The organism is Pseudovibrio sp. M1P-2-3, from assembly GCF_031501865.1.
GTDB classification, from domain to species: domain Bacteria; phylum Pseudomonadota; class Alphaproteobacteria; order Rhizobiales; family Stappiaceae; genus Pseudovibrio; species Pseudovibrio corallicola.
In genome coordinates this window covers 808,539-824,571 of sequence record NZ_JARRCW010000001.1, presented here as the reverse complement: position 1 = coordinate 824,571, position 16,033 = coordinate 808,539, and the positions used below count along the sequence as shown (strand labels likewise).

The following is a 16,033-nucleotide window of genomic DNA, read 5'->3' as shown; positions in this document are numbered from 1 at the left end:
GGCACAATGCATTTCATCGGAGACGGACATACGATGGAACCCATGCCACCGTTCAGAACCGCCGTTTATGCCTCGGTAGCCCTCACCGCGTTAATGCTACTTGCCGCCTCCTTCTATGCTATTGATCAAGTCGCCATATATACTTTGTATAAAAGTGAAACAGAGCGCCAACTGGAAACGGCCAGCGTCGTTATTTTCCATCACCGTGCACGCAAAGGGTTCACCGGCCCAAACCCGGCTGCTGCTCTAGAGGACCTCCAAAGGCCCCCTTTGGTGGCCAGTACTCCTTTAAAACTGCGCGGCCTCAGCAAGGTTCCCTCACAGCCGGACAACCAGATCACACAGGATGACCTGAAAGAGATCACTCAGCAGCTGGCCCAAACCTTTCCTCATTTTCACATCACTGCATATGATCGGAATAAAAATGAAATCGGCCAATCAACCTTTCCTCCAGATTCAGGTATCCATCACCATGAACTGACAGATTCTCCCAAATCCCCCTATTATTGGCAGCAAGCCTTGGAGACGGGCGTACCCCAGTTTTTCTCAGATTTCAGCCCCTTCAAAGTTCGGGCACCCGTTTTCACTTCCATTATTCCCTATGGCAACATGAGGGGGGAAAACCTGCAAGTTCTTGGCGGGTTCCTTTTTTGTGCCAAGCCCGTTATTTCAAACAGTTCCTTTATTCGCTCTCTTTCCCTCACATCCAGCGCAGGCTTCGGTGTTGTTCTTCTTCTGGCTCTGGTATCCATAGGCTTCATATGGAAGCACATGCGCGACCGGTGGAAGACGTCGAAAACCATCCGGTTTCTGGCACACCACGACCCCCTCACCCGCCTGCCCAACCGCGCAGTCTTTTCCGATCAATTGAAAGCTTCCCTGCGCAAAGCCCACAGCACCGCTTCCGATCTATTTCTGGTATCCATTGATGTGGACAAATTCAAAGCGGTGAATGACACCTACGGCCATGCGGCGGGAGACATTTTCCTGCAAGTGATCGCGGATCGCCTGCGCATGGTTTTCGGCAACTACCTTGTGGCACGCCTTGCGGGAGATGAATTTGCGGTTCTCATTGAAGGCGTTTCCAAACGGGAAGACGTGAGCGCATTGATAAAGCGTATGCAAGCCGTCGCAGGTCCCCCTTGCATCATCAATGGAAAGCGGTTGAACATCTCCCTTTCAATGGGCGTGGCCATGGCAACAGATGCCACATGGAAACCTTCACGCCTGCTCCATTGCGCTGATCTGGCTTTATATAAGTCCAAGGCCCAAGGGCGTTCCACCGCCACATGGTATAACACGACCATGGATGAGGATCTGGAACGGCGGCGGGAGATTGAAGAAGACCTTCGCAAAGCCCTGAAAACCAGCGAGCTCACTGTTGAGTATCAGCCACAGGTGAATTTACGCAGCAAACGGCTGGAAGGTTTTGAAGCGCTTATACGGTGGGAACACCCCACAAGAGGCTGGATCGAGCCAGATGAGTTCATTCCCATTGCCGAAGAATCTGTCCTTATTGAAGAGCTTGGCGAATATGTCCTCCAGCAGGCCTGTTATGATGCGGCCCTTTGGCAGGACCCGACTTTAAAAGTCTCCGTTAACTTTTCACCTGCGCAATTCAAATTTGGCAAGACAGAAAAGAATGTAACCCGCTCGCTCGCCCTTAGCGGCCTGCCACCAGAACGGCTGGAAATTGAAATAACCGAAAACCTACTGATTTCAGATACGGAAAGCGTCATCGAATCTTTAAATATCATTCGTGAAATTGGTGTTTCCGTTGCCATGGATGACTTTGGAACCGGATACTCCAGCTTGAGTTACCTCTCCCGCTTTCCATTCGACAAAATCAAGATTGACCGAAGCTTTATCACCAATATCGGGCAGGAAAATCATGCAGATGCAATCATCCTTGCCATTGTGGGCCTTGGCCAGTCTCTAGATGTGATCATTACCGCCGAGGGCGTGGAAAATGAACGGCAAGCAGCCATATTAAAAGACAGTGGGTGCCATCAGGTGCAGGGCTTTTACTTCGGACGGCCTGGTCCGGTTGATCCGCTGGACCCCGCCGCCAATGTACGGTGTGTAAAACCCCACACCCATGTGACAGCCTTAAGTGCCTGATCCGGCCCCACCGGTTTACATGGCAGCCGCTGCACGCGCCGCTTGGTCATAGTGGCCCGAGACACTGCGCAAGGTTGCAGCCAAGCGGGAAAGCTCCCCCTCATCCAGCCCCAGCTCTTTCAAGGGAGAGATAAGTAAAGCTTCTCGCAGCTCTTTATAATGCATACAGAGCGCTTCCCCGTCAGGGGTTATCTGAACCGTTTTCTCTTTTCCGCGCTTGCCAGCAGAAACCAGTCCTGCTTTTTGTAGCTTCTTAAGGGCATAGGAAACCGTGTGTGTGTCTTCTATATTCAAAATCAGGCAAAGGTCCGCCTGTGTTTTTGGCTTACCCCGATGGTTGATGGAATGAAGGACAAGGGTTTCCAGTGGCGAAAGTCCCTCTTGCCCCACCGCCGCCATGCAGCGCACCATCCAGCGGTGATAGGCGTTCACCATCATGGTTACGGCAAATTCAATTTCAGAAAGGGCGGGCATTTTTCCATCGGCCAGATGGGCGGCAGAGACAACCGGACCAAAACCGGTTCGCTCGTTTTCTGGTCTGTTTGCACCAGCATCAGACTTGGCACTCAAAGCAGCGTCCTTGTGCTGTGGGATCTAGTTTTCTGTATAAACTTTAGCTTGTAAGCTACAATAGAACCAGCGCACCAGTGTGTCGAAGGAATAAACAGGAATATCAACGGCCGCTTGTATGGCAGGGGCAAACGGCACCATGGAGGAGCACTCCAGAACAATGGCCCCCATATTGGGGTAGCCCGCTTGAAGGGCCAAAGCGGCATCAATCAGGTCCATCTCCGCCTGATCCCAATTCACGCGGCGGGTATTACCCAAAAATACACTGGCAAACTCACCCAGAGGATCCACACCGCCCACCGGCAAGCTTCCATGACATCCAGCGGACTGAAAGTGGCGGGGCGTCAAATCGTCGGCGCTCACTGTAAGCACACCAACACACTGATCATCGGGCAAGATTGCCTGAATGGATGGGATTTGTAAAAGCGAAGATGTGGCGACAGGAACAGGAAGGGCTTTGGAGATTTCGCGCTGGAACAGGCTCAAAAAGCCGCAGGAAGTCACAAGGCCCGCCGCACCGCGTTCAACCAAACGCCGCCCGGCTTCAACAAACGATTCCACCAAAGACGGATCTGCTTCCACAATCACACGGGAAGCACTGGCACCTCTCACCACCTCGTGCAGAACCGGAAACTCGAAATATTCAGGATTCGCGATGTCACCGGGGATCATCGGAATTCTCGTCTCCAATGTAAGAACGCCAAGCTTGGCAGGCTGTCTTAGAACAAAGTTACGCACGGAGCCAGCGCCATACCCTGTCATCGTTCTCATCATCTTAATTTCCTTAGAGCCGTTCCAAAGAGCCTTTCAAGTGCCGCCCCTTGCGCCCATTCCAATAATTACCATCACATTATCGATAATGACAATTTAGATACATTTTTTTGCATTCTTCAAGAACAATAGGTAAAAACCTGTAAATCAATGTGATTAAAAGAGCTTTCTCAAAAGTTACCAATGAAATTTCACTAATAGATAACGTTATTTAGCCACATTTTTCTTTGTTTGACCTAAAAACAAGCAGTTTCATTTTTCGCAGTGAGAAAGCAAATGAAATATAATTTTATTTCGAATCGCTTTCTTCTTGCAACAACTCCAGACCAGAAACTCTTTTAGAAATACCCACTCAATTACTCTTTGGTCCTAAACCAGACTTTAAAAGACACGGTGGTATAGAAGCTTGAAGCCAGTCCACTCAACGGAAATTACATTGACAAATTATCGATATTTTATAGGTATTATTCAACTAATCTAATAATTCAGGTGGGGCGAAACAATGACAGCACAAAAGTGGGATTTCTGGATTGATCGGGGCGGCACATTTACAGACATCGTCGCCCGCACCCCAAGCGGAGAAATCCACGCCCACAAAGTGCTCTCAGAAAACCCCGAAGCCTACAAAGATGCCGCCCTTCAGGGCATTCGGGACTTGCTTGGCATCTCTCGAAAAGATCGTATTCCTTCTGAAAAAATAGCCAATATCAAAATGGGCACCACCGTTGCCACCAATGCCCTTCTGGAGCGTAAGGGCGAGCGGACGGCACTTCTCATAACAAAGGGATTCCACGACGCCTTGGCAATCGGCTATCAGGCCCGCCCCGACATTTTTGCCAAGGAAATCATCAAGCCAGATTTGCTCTATGATCATGTGATAGAGGTGGACGAGCGGGTCCGTGCCGATGGGGCGGTGGAAGAAACACCGGATCTGGAAACAGTCCAGCGCCATTTGCAGTTCGCCCATAGCAAGGGCTACCGCTCGCTTGCCATTGTTCTCATGCATGCCTACGCCTATCCAGAGCACGAAAAGCGCATCAAAGCGGTGGCAAAAAAAATCGGTTTCCCGCAAATTTCCGTTTCCCATGAAGTTTCTTCGCTCATCAAGCTGGTGGGACGCGGTGACACCACGGTGGTGGATGCATACCTCTCGCCTATCCTGCGCCGCTACGTGGAGCAGGTCTCCAAAGAGCTGGACCTTGAAAACTCCGGCTGCCGCCTGTCATTCATGCAATCCTCGGGCGGTCTCACCGACGCGCGGCTGTTTCAGGGAAAAGACGCGATCCTTTCCGGCCCCGCTGGCGGCGTTGTGGGTGCTGTCGAAACCTCCAAAATGGCCGGATTTGACAGGATCATCGGTTTCGATATGGGCGGCACCTCCACCGATGTTTCCCACTTCGAAGGGGAATTCGAGCGCGCCTTTGAAACAGAGGTTGCAGGTGTGCGCATGCGCGCGCCCATGATGATGATCCACACGGTTGCCGCAGGCGGCGGGTCAATCCTTCATTACAAGGAAGGGCGTTTTCAGGTGGGCCCTGATTCAGCTGGTGCCAACCCCGGCCCCATGTGCTACCGGCGCGGCGGCCCCCTCACGGTGACAGATGCCAACTTGATGACTGGCAAGCTGAACACAGATCACTTCCCGAAAATCTTTGGTCCCAATCAAGACCAGTCACTGGACACTCAAAGCGTTCGCGGTGCCTTTGAAGAACTTGCAATCCAAGTAGGTTCCACATCTGAAGAAGTTGCCGAGGGTTTCCAGAAAATCGCCGTTGAAAATATGGCCAACGCCATAAAAAAAATCTCTGTCCAACGCGGCTATGACGTAACCCAGTACGCACTCACCTGTTTTGGCGGTGCGGGCGGGCAAAGCGCGTGCATGGTGGCCGATAGCCTTGGCATGACCAACGTAATTGTCCACCCCCTCTCCGGCATTCTGTCCGCCTATGGCATGGGCCTTGCCAACATTCGTGCAACCCGCCAGAAGGCAATCATCAAGCCGCTGATCCGCTCCGTTCTGGGTGAGCTGCTGGCACTCAAAACCGAACTGCGCAAAGATGCGGTCAAGGAAGTGAGATCTCAAGGCGTACCGGATGAGGGCATTCAAATCATCGCCAAAGCGCACCTGCGCTATGATGGCACCGATACCCCCATCCCCGTGGATCTGGACGCGTTCAATACTGTCCCCATGATCGACGCCTTTACCAAAGCCCATAAAAAACAATTCGGCTTTGCCTATGAGGACAAAACCATTGTAGTGGAGGCGGTCGAGATCGAAGCCGTGGGTGGTGGAGCATCCTTGAGCGAGCCCCGCTCTCCCATTGTCGAACAGCAAGCGGCATCTCAGGAAACCACGCGCATTTTCGAAGGTGGCCAGTGGCGTATGGCAAACATATACGCCCGCGAGAACCTCACACCGGGCATGTACCTCTCCGGCCCGGCCCTCATCATGGAACCCCATGCAACTATCGTTGTGGAAGCAGGCTGGAGCGCCAGAGTAAACAGCCGCAACCATGTGATTTTGAAGCGTACCGAACTTTTGGAGCGCACCAAAGCTGTTGGCACCGAGGCTGACCCGATCATGCTGGAGGTGTTTAATAACCTGTTCATGTCCATTGCCGAGCAAATGGGCGTGACCTTGCAAAACACCGCCTATTCGGTGAACATCAAGGAACGGCTGGATTTCTCCTGCGCCATTTTTGACAGGCAAGGTGCCCTTGTTGCCAACGCCCCGCACATGCCCGTGCACCTTGGTTCCATGGACCGCTCGGTAGAGACAATCATCAATCTCAACAAAGGCAAGATCAAACCGGGGGACGTGTTCGCCCTCAACGCCCCCTATAACGGCGGCACTCACCTGCCTGATATAACGGTGGTCTCGCCGGTTTTTGATGATGAGGACAAGGAAATCCTGTTCTGGGCTGCCTCTCGCGGCCACCATGCGGATGTGGGCGGCTCGGCCCCCGGCTCCATGACGCCCCTTGCCACCACGGTGGAAGAGGAAGGCGTACTCATCGACAATTTCAAACTGGTCAGCCGTGGGAGATTTCAGGAAAAGAAGCTGGTGGACCTTCTCACCAAGCACCCCTACCCCGTGCGCAATGTGACGCAAAACATTGCCGACCTGAAAGCTCAAATCGCCGCCAACGAGAAAGGTGTGCGAGAGCTGCGCAAGATGATCGACCAGTTCGGGCTGGAAACAGTAGAGGCCTATATGGGTCATGTGCAGGACAATGCCGAGGAAAGCGTACGCCGGGTAATCGAGGCCCTCACAGACAGCCACTACGAATACCCCACGGATCAAGGGGCGCTTATCAAAGTTAAAATCCGCGTGGACAAGGCAAAGCGTGAGGCAACCGTAGACTTCACCGGCACCAGCCCCATGCAGCCCAACAACTTCAACGCTCCCGAACCGGTGACCCGTGCCGCTGTTCTTTATTGTTTCCGCGTAATGGTGGAAGACAACATCCCCATGAATGCCGGATGCCTGCGCCCCATCAACATTGTGGTGCCCGAAGGGTGCATGCTGCGCCCTCACTACCCTGCCGCAGTTGTTGCAGGAAATGTAGAGACCTCCCAGCATGTAACCAACGCCCTGTTTGCCGCCCTAGGAGCCATGGCAAATTCGCAAGGCTCCATGAACAATCTCACCTTCGGCAACGAACGCTACCAGTACTATGAGACCTTATGTTCCGGTGCCCCCGCCGGCCCCGGTTTTAACGGGGCAGATGCAGTCCACGTACACATGACCAACTCAAGGCTCACGGATCCCGAAATTCTGGAGTACCGCTACCCTGTGGTGCTGGAAGACTTCCACATAAGGGAGAAGTCCGGCGGCAGGGGTGAATGGCACGCTGGCAACGGCACCCAAAGAACGATCCGCTTTCTGGAGGAAATGGACTGCGCCATCCTCTCTTCCCATCGAACCTTGCACCCCAAGGGTTTAGCGGGCGGTGGCGATGGTCAGCTCGGCAAAACCACCGTGCGCAGAAAAAACGGCAAGGTGCAAACCCTTCTCGGGTGTGACCACACGGTTCTGGAAGCTGGAGAAGCTGTTACCGTCACCACCCCCACAAGCGGTGGCTGGGGGGAGTAGCGTGAGGACCTTAAGCACTTAATAAAATGCCCCCTGAGTTTTTCTTAGGGGGCATTTTATATCTATTGAGTCACGTTTTAGGCCATACCGGTTGTTTAGGTGTCCAGACCTCCACGCTATCTCCAAGTTTAACATCACCTGCCCGCTCTACCCAGCCGCAAACACCTCTTTTGTGTTTCGCCGCTTTTACAAATGGCACTTGGAAGCTGTCGGTATACTGGGACATAACCCACTCCGGTTGCGGGCACGGGGTGTTTTCCAAGTCTATGACCATTGTCATTCCACTTTCAAAAACCAGCCGCGTGGATGGAGGCAGCAAAGACAGAGAGGGTATGCTCGAAATACAGATATTCGCGCCCAGCCAAACAGGGTCTATGGCAGCAATTTTCATCTCGTTCGCTATTGCCTGCAACTCTTCTGTACTTACCGCTGATAGCTGCCGGGCATTTTTCAAAGGCGTTCCAACTGGATAAAGCGGCATCATGCGTACACAAGACGCGCGCTCAATTCCATTGTGGCTGTCTCCCACCATCCCGCCCAGATCAAAGCTGGCCAAATCCACTTCAGTCGTTTCCAAAGTGTCTTTGCGGTTTACTTGGCTGCCAATATACTGAACCTGACCTAGGCAGGTCTCTTTCTTTAAAGTTGCCATAATCACCTCCATAACCCTGAGGTAGAAGCTCCGACCTGATTTGCAAGGCTCTATTCAAGTTAAATTTACGCCTTTCCTGATCAAGTCTGCTCCACCCGCACTCTTTCCGCTTGAATTGAGCGATTGATATGCATAGGGACGCGCCAGATGACCAAAAGGGCGATCACGGATGTGGTGAGTACATAATAGGTCGGTATGTAAATATCTCCGCTCTGCCGGATCAGGTAGGTGATCACCATAGGGGTCGTCCCGCCAAACACCGCCATGCAAATATTGTAGGCAATAGCGACTGTACTACAACGAAGATGCGCTGGTGCCATTAGCGTCAACACGGACACAGAAAGTGCATAAAGCGGGGCATTTATGATGGCCAGAGCAAATTGGCCAATGAAGACCAAGCCCAAATCCGGCCTGTGCATCAGCCACCAGCTTGGAACAATGATAATTATCATTACAACACTAGAGAAAATAAGAACGGGCCGAATGCCTACCTTGTCCGTAATATGCCCAATGACAGGAATGGATATGGCAAGGACAATCAGGTTAAGCGTGGAGATATCCAGCGCTTGCGAGGTGGTAAAATATTGCTCACTCCCCATTGAGGAGATCGCAAAAACAAAGGTTACAAAATAAAGGACAGCGGATGGCGAGAGAAGCACAATCATCTCAACAAGAAGCATAGGGTGCTTCATCAATGTCTGCAGCGCGGGGCTTTGACCGTCTTCCTCCAGTTCCGGGCGGCTCTCGGTGAGCGAGCGGCGTAAAAGCATACTGAGGAAGGCAACACCGCCCCCAAGAAAAAAGGGAATGCGCCACCCCCAGCTCACCAGCTGGCTTTCACTTAAGAACCAACTGACAACTGTGGGAACAGCCGCCCCAAGTACGCACCCAATTATCATTGCGCAGGCCACCCAGGACCCTGCCAGAACCTTTTGTCCCTCTGCCGCCTGCTCTACCAGCAAAACACCCGAGGCCGTGTACTCTCCGGCAACCGAAATACCTTGCACAACTCGGATGATTACAAGCAAAACAGCTGCGGCGACGCCAATCTGCTCATGGGTCGGCAGCAATGCAATGCTGACCGAGCTTCCCCCCATAATAACAACCGAGAGGATCAGGACCGGCTTTCGCCCCCACCGGTCCCCAAGGTGTCCAAATATTACACTGCCAACTGGCCTTGCCGCATACCCTACTGCAAGAACCGCAAAGGCCGACAGGAGCGAGGCTGTATGATCGTTTGAAGGAAAGAACTGTGAGGCCAGCGTTGGGGCCAAGAAGCTGTAGACTGTAAAATCATACCATTCAAGAATGTTACCACAGGCTGCAGCAAAGACAGAACGGAATCTTAACTTCCTAGGAGATTTTGCCATTTTTCCGGCCTTCGGTAAGCTTGTTTTTTCTCATGAAACACTTCACAAACTAAAAGTCTCATGGGAAGCGCCTACACTCTTCTCTTATACCCTTCCAACCCTTATCTATTAGACACTCGTGTTCTCTTGAATTGGACATGCATATGTCGAAGAAAACGATTACCGAACAGATAAAAGCAGTAGCCCCTGCAACGCCCATTGAAGAGCGTTGGCTGAGTATTCCAAGGGCCTCCAATATGCCACAGGCGGCAGCCAGCGGAACACTTACAATTAATGGCATCAAAATGTACCATGCGATCTATGGGGACGCGGAGGGGCCTCCCATTCTCCTCATTCATGGCGGATTGGCGCACGCAGACATTTGGTCGGAACAAGTCAAAAACCTGATGGAAAACTACCGAGTTATTGTAGCCGATTCACGGGGGCATGGGCGCACTAATAACGATGGGAGTGTGTACACCTATCCCTTGTTGGCCAAGGATTACATCGCTCTTCTCGATCATCTTTCCATCGACAAGGTTCACCTTGTGGGCTGGTCGGATGGCGCATGTATTGGCTATATCATTTCGCAGAGCAATCCAGAACGTCTGGCGAGCCATTTTGCCCATGCAGGTCATATTGCACACGAAGGCGTGGACCCTTCTACTTTAGAGAACCCCGTTTTTGCCAGTTATATAGATATGATGGCAGCTGACTACGCTGCAATGTCCCCCACCCCCAACGGGTTTGAGAATTTCTCAGCGTCTCTTACCGCCATGTGGGATACCCCGAAGCCGGTGAATGCCGAAGGGTTAAAAACTGTGACAGTGCCCACGCTCGTCGTGCAAAGTAAGTATGAAGAAGCAATATTGCTGGACCATGCCAAAATGATTGCAAACCTCATTCCCAATTCAAGCTTTCTCACCCTGCCCCGTGTCAGCCACTTCGCTCTTTTTCAAGCGCCGGGGGAATACGCTGCCGCCATACGCCAGTTTATCGAACAGTAGTTCGGCCCCATACACACCTTCCCAAGACTGAGAAAACACCCCTTTGTACAAACTTTAATATTCTATTCCTGAACCCGTGAGTGGAGGCCTGCACAGGCTCAACATTAACCTACCCATGTTCGTTCCGTGTATGATGGCGGGGATTTTTCTCTCCAACACTCTGCCACGCATTTTCAAGAATATTTCATGACCTGCCAAACCCCCTTCCATGGCCCTTGTTTCAAAGTTCAGCCTCTTGGTTTTTCTGGCGGTATGCTCATGAGCATACAGTTCTGGACTTTCTCCTCAAACGTTGGAATTCTGGCTGTCACAGTCACTTATGTTGATCTGAAACTTTTCCCACTCTACCGCTTTTGAAGAAATAAACTGGCTTTCAATCACAGCGCCATATTTCAGGAATTTCCTATAAATAGGCATCTCGCAGTAATACTCGGCATAAGCCCCCTGCTCCAAGGCATCCATTTTTTCTCTTGCCTCAGCAGTATTGTAGGTCAGCTTCAGCTTCTTTCCGTAGGCAACAGCCGCAACCAGCAAAACGCCTTCTTCCTTGCGAACAGGAAGCTCAACCTCTTTGGTAAACTTGTAAAGGGCAGATCCCAGACCAGTTTCGTCGAACATTGGAGACGCATAGTTTTTGATTGGGTCCCGTTTGGGAGTGCTGACCGGCTGCTCTTGCTTGGAAGCAGGTTCATCCAGCTTTTTAATAAAGCTCTCCATTCTGCCACTGGCATCCTCTACCATTCCATTGGCGGTGAACAGCATAAACAAGCTTACGATAACACCTGCCCAGTTGACGATCCAAGGGCGACGGATAGAATCTCGAAGTTCCTTGCGTGGACGCTGAAGCCATAGAACGAAAGTTAAAATGGGGACCAAACCGAAGAGGGCCATCCTCCGCCGTCCTGTGGCATTGATTGCACGCGCTCTGGAGAGCAGCCCAAATATGAACGTATCAACAACCACAATCAGCGCAAAGACGAAAAAGAAACCATCAAAATTTCTCAGTCCTAGCAAACTGGCTGCGTACTGGGGATAATTGTAGATGGGGATGGCAAGACCCAGCGCACATGTCGACGAAAGAAAAATATAAGGAACTCTGAATAAGCCCACTTTGATACGAAGTGGAATTAGCAGTGCTGCAACAAAGGAAAAAACAAGGACCACGACGAGAAGCAGCCAGAAATATACAAGGCCAAACCCTTGATGAATTTGAACGAAATTTTCAATCATGCCCAAGATTATCCATTAAATTAAAAGTTTAAGGATACACAACTACCGGTAGTTATCACAGGTAGACGAAGGTTCAAGGCATGAGCCAGTCTTCAAGCCTTCTCTGGCAAGGTCTTCATTTCATGCCTGTAAAGCTCGTCCCGTGTCAAAGGCAAGGCGCTTGTTCCTTTGGTTTTGCGTGTTGCAACTGTTTGGAAGATCTGGGCTGCCCCCCGCTCAAAAGCAAGGGAAACACCGCATAGATAGAGCTCCCACATGCGGTAGGTTTGCGGGCCAACCAACACGCTCGCCTCGTTTTTACGCTCCATAAGCCGCTCGGCCCAGTGGCGGGTCGTCAAGGCATAGTGGCGGCGCCAGCCTTCCACGTCATGCACTTCAAAGCCGGTTGCTTCCAGATTACGCAAGGACATGCCGATATGGTCCAGCTCGCCGCCGGGGAAAATGTAGCGGATCAGGGCTTTATACTCTGCAGGCTTTTTGTTGAAGGCCTTGTCTGTCAGTTTGCCCGGTCTGGTGATGGCGTGATGAAGGTAGATACCTCCCGGTTCCAGCAGGTTCTTGACGGCCTTGAAATAAGTCCTGTGGTTTCTCAGTCCCACATGCTCGAACATGCCAATACTGGAAATTTTGGTGTAACTCCCTTTCAGCTTGGAAAAATCTTGCAGGGTAATCCGCACCCGTTCATCCAGACCATGTGCCGCAATGCGTTCGCGCCCCAGCTTGACCTGTTCTTCGGAAAGGGTAACCCCGTGGGCGACCACCCCGTAATTTTGAGCGGCAAAGCAAATCAGCGCACCCCAGCCGCAGCCGATATCCAGAAGCCGGTCTCCCTTTTGCAAGCGCAGTTTACAGCAGATCATATCCAGCTTGTCCAGCTGCGCCTGATTTAAAGCCTTCTGCTCATCCGTGAAATATCCGCAGGTGTAGACCATCCGCTCATCAAGAAATAACCGATAGAACTCGTTGGAAACATCATAGTGATGCGAGATGTTGCGCTTGTTGGAAGCTTCGCTCCCGTCCCGGCGGCCTTCACCGTCAACTCTGGCGGAAGGGCGCAGTGAAGAACTCGAGAAAAGAAATGGTAAAGCCGCTTTTAACAGCAAGCGCTTTTTCAGATTTCTTCTCAAACCTCTTGTTTTCCCCGAAGGGCGCAGGCTTGCCAAATCAAACAGGGAGCCGCCTATAAGATCAATACGCCCTTGGACCCAAGCATCAATCAAGGTTTCCAGTTTGGGGCGTCGCAGCAAGGTGGAAATCACACCCTCATCATTAATGGTCACCAGAACGGGCAAGCCAGCCGCGGGAATTGTAGAGCCGTCCCACAGACGAAACCCGAACCCCGGCTGAATGACAGTGTGAATATGTTCCAGTGCCGCCCGGGCAGCTTTTAGTTTGCTCTCCGATGAAGCCATAGAACTCCCCCATATTCTAGCAAGGAGCGTACCCCTTCCACCTCCAGACAACCACTATGATAATTGAGGGGTAGCTAGAGTTCGCGCAGCACCAGCCCCAACCCCTAAAAATCAGAAGAACAAGAATACTCAGGCGTAACACTTCCTCAGACATACGCCCGCGCACCATGCCGCACAGTTCACCCCCTGCACAGTCTCAGCGGCCCCGCATCAATCGAAAGTAGGTAGGGCATGATCGGCACGATTTGCGAACCGCTCAGTCCATTGATCGTGCCTGTCGTAAAACCGTTCAAAAGCCTCAAAGGTCGCTCCCATGCTGTCCTTATTCGGTAGGACGTGCTGGAAAAGGCAAAGGCTGTATAAGCAATGAGAACGATTCCAAGCGTCATATTTGCGTAGATAACCGGAACTGTCGCCAGCAGCCAAAGCCCCAAGACCACCCCGGCAACCTTACTGTAAACATGGGCCAGTATGGCGCCCCGCTCCGCAGGAGTAAAAGAGAAATAGGTTTGGCTCACACTCTCTCATTTTAAATAGAGCAGCTAGAACCTCTTAAAAAATCAAGCTGGCTCCGAGCACAAACAGAAAAACATGGACGAAGCTGGTGAAAACACTGTCGGGCAGCATATTGCGCACCCTGCCCCCGAGCTTTGTTCCAATGTAAACAAGAGGCAGTGACAAAATAGTAATGCTGGCAGCTCCCACTTCCAGAAGGCCAATCTTGTAAAGCCCTATGGCCATGACAATCGTTGACAGTGAAAACGAGCAGTTTATGGCCTGTAGGTATTCATTTCGGTTGAGGTTCAAGGATAGAAGATAGGGCAGTACCGGCATCACTTGTGACCCTGTAAGCCCGTTCAAGACGCCGGTCATCAAGCCGCTCACAGGAGCCAGAATTGATTCCACTTTTGCGGGCAAGCGAAAGTTTGGAGTGAAGAACCCGAAAATGGCATAGGCACTCAACACGCCCCCAAGGCATGTGGTCGCAACAATAACCGGCACAAGATTAAGAAGCCATAGCCCAATAATCACCCCCCCAACCGTTGCAAGGAGCATGGGCCAGAAGCGGACAAGAACCTCGCGAAAGTGTCCTGCATCTTTCATGATAAAGAAGTTGCTGGCCAGCGATGGCAATAAAATCAGCGGCATCCCCCTTTTCAGCCCCACAGCATAAACCAAGAACGGCAGACAGGTTGTCGAAAATCCCATTCCTGTAACGCCCTTTACGAAGGCTGCAAACAAGAAAATCAGGGCGATCAGAACCAGCTCTGAAGGGGAGTAACTTATAAATGAGAGGATATTTCTGCCCTTCCAGCGCTTGAGCAAAGTTAAGACCAAAGATAACGCTAGCAGAACTCACATAAGAGTCCAGTTCACCTGTTGAACGACTGGACAAATAATTTATAGCCCCTAAAAGGATAGGGAAAAATCCCCCGAAGAGCTTTTAGGAATACCCCATGCGTTTATGGTTTCGACTGCTGCTGTACATATTCAAGCTTCCCTTCTACAAGGCCTTCACCCACGCCGACGAAGTCTCACGGCTGAATTTTCGGGTTCTGCCGTCCGATCTGGATACCAACTTCCATCTCAACAACGGCCAGTATCTGGTGATGATGGATTACGGGCGTCTGGATCTGACTGTTCGCTCCGGCCTTTGGAAAGTTATCTGGAAGAACAAGTGGACCCCTGTTGTGTCCGGCGCGTCCATCCGTTTCCGGCGGGAGCTGCGTTTGTGGGAGCCGTTTGTTATGGAAACCAAACTGGCCTATTGGGATGGACCAACCGCAGTCATGGAGCAGCGTCTGCGTTTTCGCAAAGGCCAGAAAAAAGGGGCAATTGCCTCCACCGCTTTGTTTAAGGTGGGCATTTATGACCGCGCCAACCGCACGTTTGTTCCGTTTCAAGACATTGTGAAAATGAGCGGCCATACTCTGCCACAACCCGAGCTTAAAGATCACATCCGTGATTTTCTGGCGACAAACGAGAGCTTTCAACAGTATGACCGGCAGGACTCGACCGCACTAAAGCCAGCAGACCAAAAAGAGCCCTCCAACTCCCATGAATAAGAAACACCAGCTTCCGGTTCTATATTCTTTTCGGCGCTGCCCCTATGCCATGCGCGCCCGCCTTGGTCTGGTGTCCAGCCAGACCATGGTAGAACTGCGCGAGATAGTTCTGCGGGCCAAGCCTGCCCACATGCTGGCAATATCCCCTAAAGGCACTGTGCCCGTTTTGCTGCTGCCAGATGGCACTGTGGTGGATGAGAGCCTTGATATCATGCTGTGGGCCTTGGGGAATAACGACCCGCAGCAGCTCCTCACCCCGCAACAGGGCTCGCGTGAAGACATGCTGGACCTTATTGGCGCAATGGATGGCGACTTCAAGCACCACCTTGACCGCTTCAAATACGCCACCCGCTATGAAGACGCCGCCCCACAAGTGCACTACACCAAGGCCATTGCGGAACTGGGGAAACTGGACGAACGTCTCAAAAAAACGCCCTACCTGTTTGGACAGCGCCTCTCCCTTGCAGATCAAGCCCTGTTTCCCTTTGTCAGGCAGTTTGCCAACGCAGACAAGCAAGCCTTCGCCACCCATGCTCCCCAGCGGGTACAAGACTGGCTGAGCCAGCGTCTGGAAAGCACCGCCTTCAAAACCGTCTTCGGACAGAAGTGGGCACTATGGGAACCTGAAAGCGAACCGGTTCACTTTCCTTGAGCAGGGTTCGGTAAGAAATCACCATGTAATACTAATCAGTATTAAGAGGAGCCTACTGGATCATTTGTGGTGGCCGGTATGACCTCGTAAAGGATCAAGGATGTCGC

13 protein-coding genes are annotated in these 16,033 nt (G+C 51.7%); 5 read left to right on the top strand and 8 right to left on the bottom strand.

Going from position 1 to position 16,033, the window contains the following annotated elements:
- Window positions 1-33: 33 nt before the first annotated feature.
- Window positions 34-2,121, top strand: a complete 2,088-nt coding sequence (locus P6574_RS03820) for a putative bifunctional diguanylate cyclase/phosphodiesterase (protein ID WP_310619063.1) — start codon at window positions 34-36, stop codon at window positions 2,119-2,121.
- Window positions 2,122-2,136: 15 nt separating this feature from the next.
- Here the strand turns inward: P6574_RS03820 and P6574_RS03815 are convergent, their stop codons facing one another.
- Both P6574_RS03815 and P6574_RS03810 read right to left on the bottom strand, forming a co-directional pair.
- A complete protein-coding gene (locus P6574_RS03815) occupies window positions 2,137-2,595 on the bottom strand; it encodes a winged helix DNA-binding protein (protein WP_310622100.1) in 459 nt (152 codons plus the stop codon).
- Window positions 2,596-2,715: 120 nt separating this feature from the next.
- Window positions 2,716-3,465 (bottom strand): aspartate/glutamate racemase family protein, encoded by a 750-nt coding sequence (locus P6574_RS03810; protein WP_310619062.1) that lies wholly within the window; start codon window positions 3,463-3,465, stop codon window positions 2,716-2,718.
- Between the two features lie 499 nt (window positions 3,466-3,964).
- Between P6574_RS03810 and P6574_RS03805 the strand changes: the two genes are divergently transcribed.
- Window positions 3,965-7,558 carry a hydantoinase B/oxoprolinase family protein gene (locus P6574_RS03805; RefSeq protein WP_310619061.1) on the top strand — a complete coding sequence of 1,198 codons (3,594 nt, stop codon included), beginning with the start codon at window positions 3,965-3,967 and terminating at the stop codon, window positions 7,556-7,558.
- Between the two features lie 70 nt (window positions 7,559-7,628).
- Here P6574_RS03805 and P6574_RS03800 read toward each other — a convergent pair whose 3' ends face one another.
- On the bottom strand, window positions 7,629-8,210 hold the full coding sequence (locus tag P6574_RS03800) for an MOSC domain-containing protein (RefSeq protein WP_310619060.1): 582 nt from the start codon (window positions 8,208-8,210) through the stop codon (window positions 7,629-7,631).
- 80 nt (window positions 8,211-8,290) lie between these two features.
- Entirely contained in the window at window positions 8,291-9,580 is a 1,290-nt protein-coding gene (locus P6574_RS03795; RefSeq protein WP_310619059.1) for an MFS transporter, read from the bottom strand.
- Between the two features lie 143 nt (window positions 9,581-9,723).
- Between P6574_RS03795 and P6574_RS03790 the strand changes: the two genes are divergently transcribed.
- Window positions 9,724-10,566 (top strand): alpha/beta fold hydrolase, encoded by an 843-nt coding sequence (locus P6574_RS03790; protein WP_310619058.1) that lies wholly within the window; start codon window positions 9,724-9,726, stop codon window positions 10,564-10,566.
- A gap of 285 nt (window positions 10,567-10,851) precedes the next feature.
- Here P6574_RS03790 and P6574_RS03785 read toward each other — a convergent pair whose 3' ends face one another.
- From P6574_RS03785 to P6574_RS03770, 4 genes are all read right to left on the bottom strand, one after another.
- Window positions 10,852-11,796, bottom strand: coding sequence for a hypothetical protein (locus tag P6574_RS03785; protein ID WP_310619057.1), 945 nt, complete (start codon window positions 11,794-11,796; stop codon window positions 10,852-10,854).
- 92 nt (window positions 11,797-11,888) lie between these two features.
- Window positions 11,889-13,208 (bottom strand): class I SAM-dependent methyltransferase, encoded by a 1,320-nt coding sequence (locus P6574_RS03780; protein WP_310619056.1) that lies wholly within the window; start codon window positions 13,206-13,208, stop codon window positions 11,889-11,891.
- A gap of 179 nt (window positions 13,209-13,387) precedes the next feature.
- The gene (locus P6574_RS03775; RefSeq protein ID WP_310619055.1) at window positions 13,388-13,726 is read right to left on the bottom strand and encodes a hypothetical protein; all 339 of its coding nucleotides are present in this window, start codon (window positions 13,724-13,726) and stop codon (window positions 13,388-13,390) included.
- 34 nt (window positions 13,727-13,760) lie between these two features.
- Window positions 13,761-14,534: a sulfite exporter TauE/SafE family protein gene (locus P6574_RS03770; RefSeq protein WP_310622099.1), complete on the bottom strand. Its 774-nt coding sequence runs from the start codon at window positions 14,532-14,534 to the stop codon at window positions 13,761-13,763.
- 131 nt (window positions 14,535-14,665) lie between these two features.
- Between P6574_RS03770 and P6574_RS03765 the strand changes: the two genes are divergently transcribed.
- Window positions 14,666-15,274 (top strand): thioesterase family protein, encoded by a 609-nt coding sequence (locus P6574_RS03765; RefSeq protein WP_310619054.1) that lies wholly within the window; start codon window positions 14,666-14,668, stop codon window positions 15,272-15,274.
- Window positions 15,267-15,926, top strand: a complete 660-nt coding sequence (locus P6574_RS03760; RefSeq protein WP_310619053.1) for a glutathione S-transferase — start codon at window positions 15,267-15,269, stop codon at window positions 15,924-15,926. The genes P6574_RS03765 and P6574_RS03760 overlap by 8 nt, the downstream gene beginning before the upstream one ends.
- The last annotated feature ends 107 nt before the right edge of the window (window positions 15,927-16,033 follow it).

What these genes read in the sequence shown, in the direction of transcription:
- P6574_RS03820 (WP_310619063.1), top strand. Translation starts at nt 34, where the DNA reads ATGGAACCCATGCCACCGTTCAGAACCGCCGTTTATGCCTCGGTAGCC.
- P6574_RS03790 (WP_310619058.1), top strand. Translation starts at nt 9,724, where the DNA reads ATGTCGAAGAAAACGATTACCGAACAGATAAAAGCAGTAGCCCCTGCA.
- P6574_RS03810 (WP_310619062.1), bottom strand. Translation starts at nt 3,465, where the DNA reads ATGATGAGAACGATGACAGGGTATGGCGCTGGCTCCGTGCGTAACTTT.
- P6574_RS03760 (WP_310619053.1), top strand. Translation starts at nt 15,267, where the DNA reads ATGAATAAGAAACACCAGCTTCCGGTTCTATATTCTTTTCGGCGCTGC.
- P6574_RS03815 (WP_310622100.1), bottom strand. Translation starts at nt 2,595, where the DNA reads ATGCCCGCCCTTTCTGAAATTGAATTTGCCGTAACCATGATGGTGAAC.
- P6574_RS03780 (WP_310619056.1), bottom strand. Translation starts at nt 13,208, where the DNA reads ATGGCTTCATCGGAGAGCAAACTAAAAGCTGCCCGGGCGGCACTGGAA.
- P6574_RS03800 (WP_310619060.1), bottom strand. Translation starts at nt 8,210, where the DNA reads ATGGCAACTTTAAAGAAAGAGACCTGCCTAGGTCAGGTTCAGTATATT.
- P6574_RS03785 (WP_310619057.1), bottom strand. Translation starts at nt 11,796, where the DNA reads ATGATTGAAAATTTCGTTCAAATTCATCAAGGGTTTGGCCTTGTATAT.
- P6574_RS03805 (WP_310619061.1), top strand. Translation starts at nt 3,965, where the DNA reads ATGACAGCACAAAAGTGGGATTTCTGGATTGATCGGGGCGGCACATTT.
- P6574_RS03765 (WP_310619054.1), top strand. Translation starts at nt 14,666, where the DNA reads ATGCGTTTATGGTTTCGACTGCTGCTGTACATATTCAAGCTTCCCTTC.
- P6574_RS03795 (WP_310619059.1), bottom strand. Translation starts at nt 9,580, where the DNA reads ATGGCAAAATCTCCTAGGAAGTTAAGATTCCGTTCTGTCTTTGCTGCA.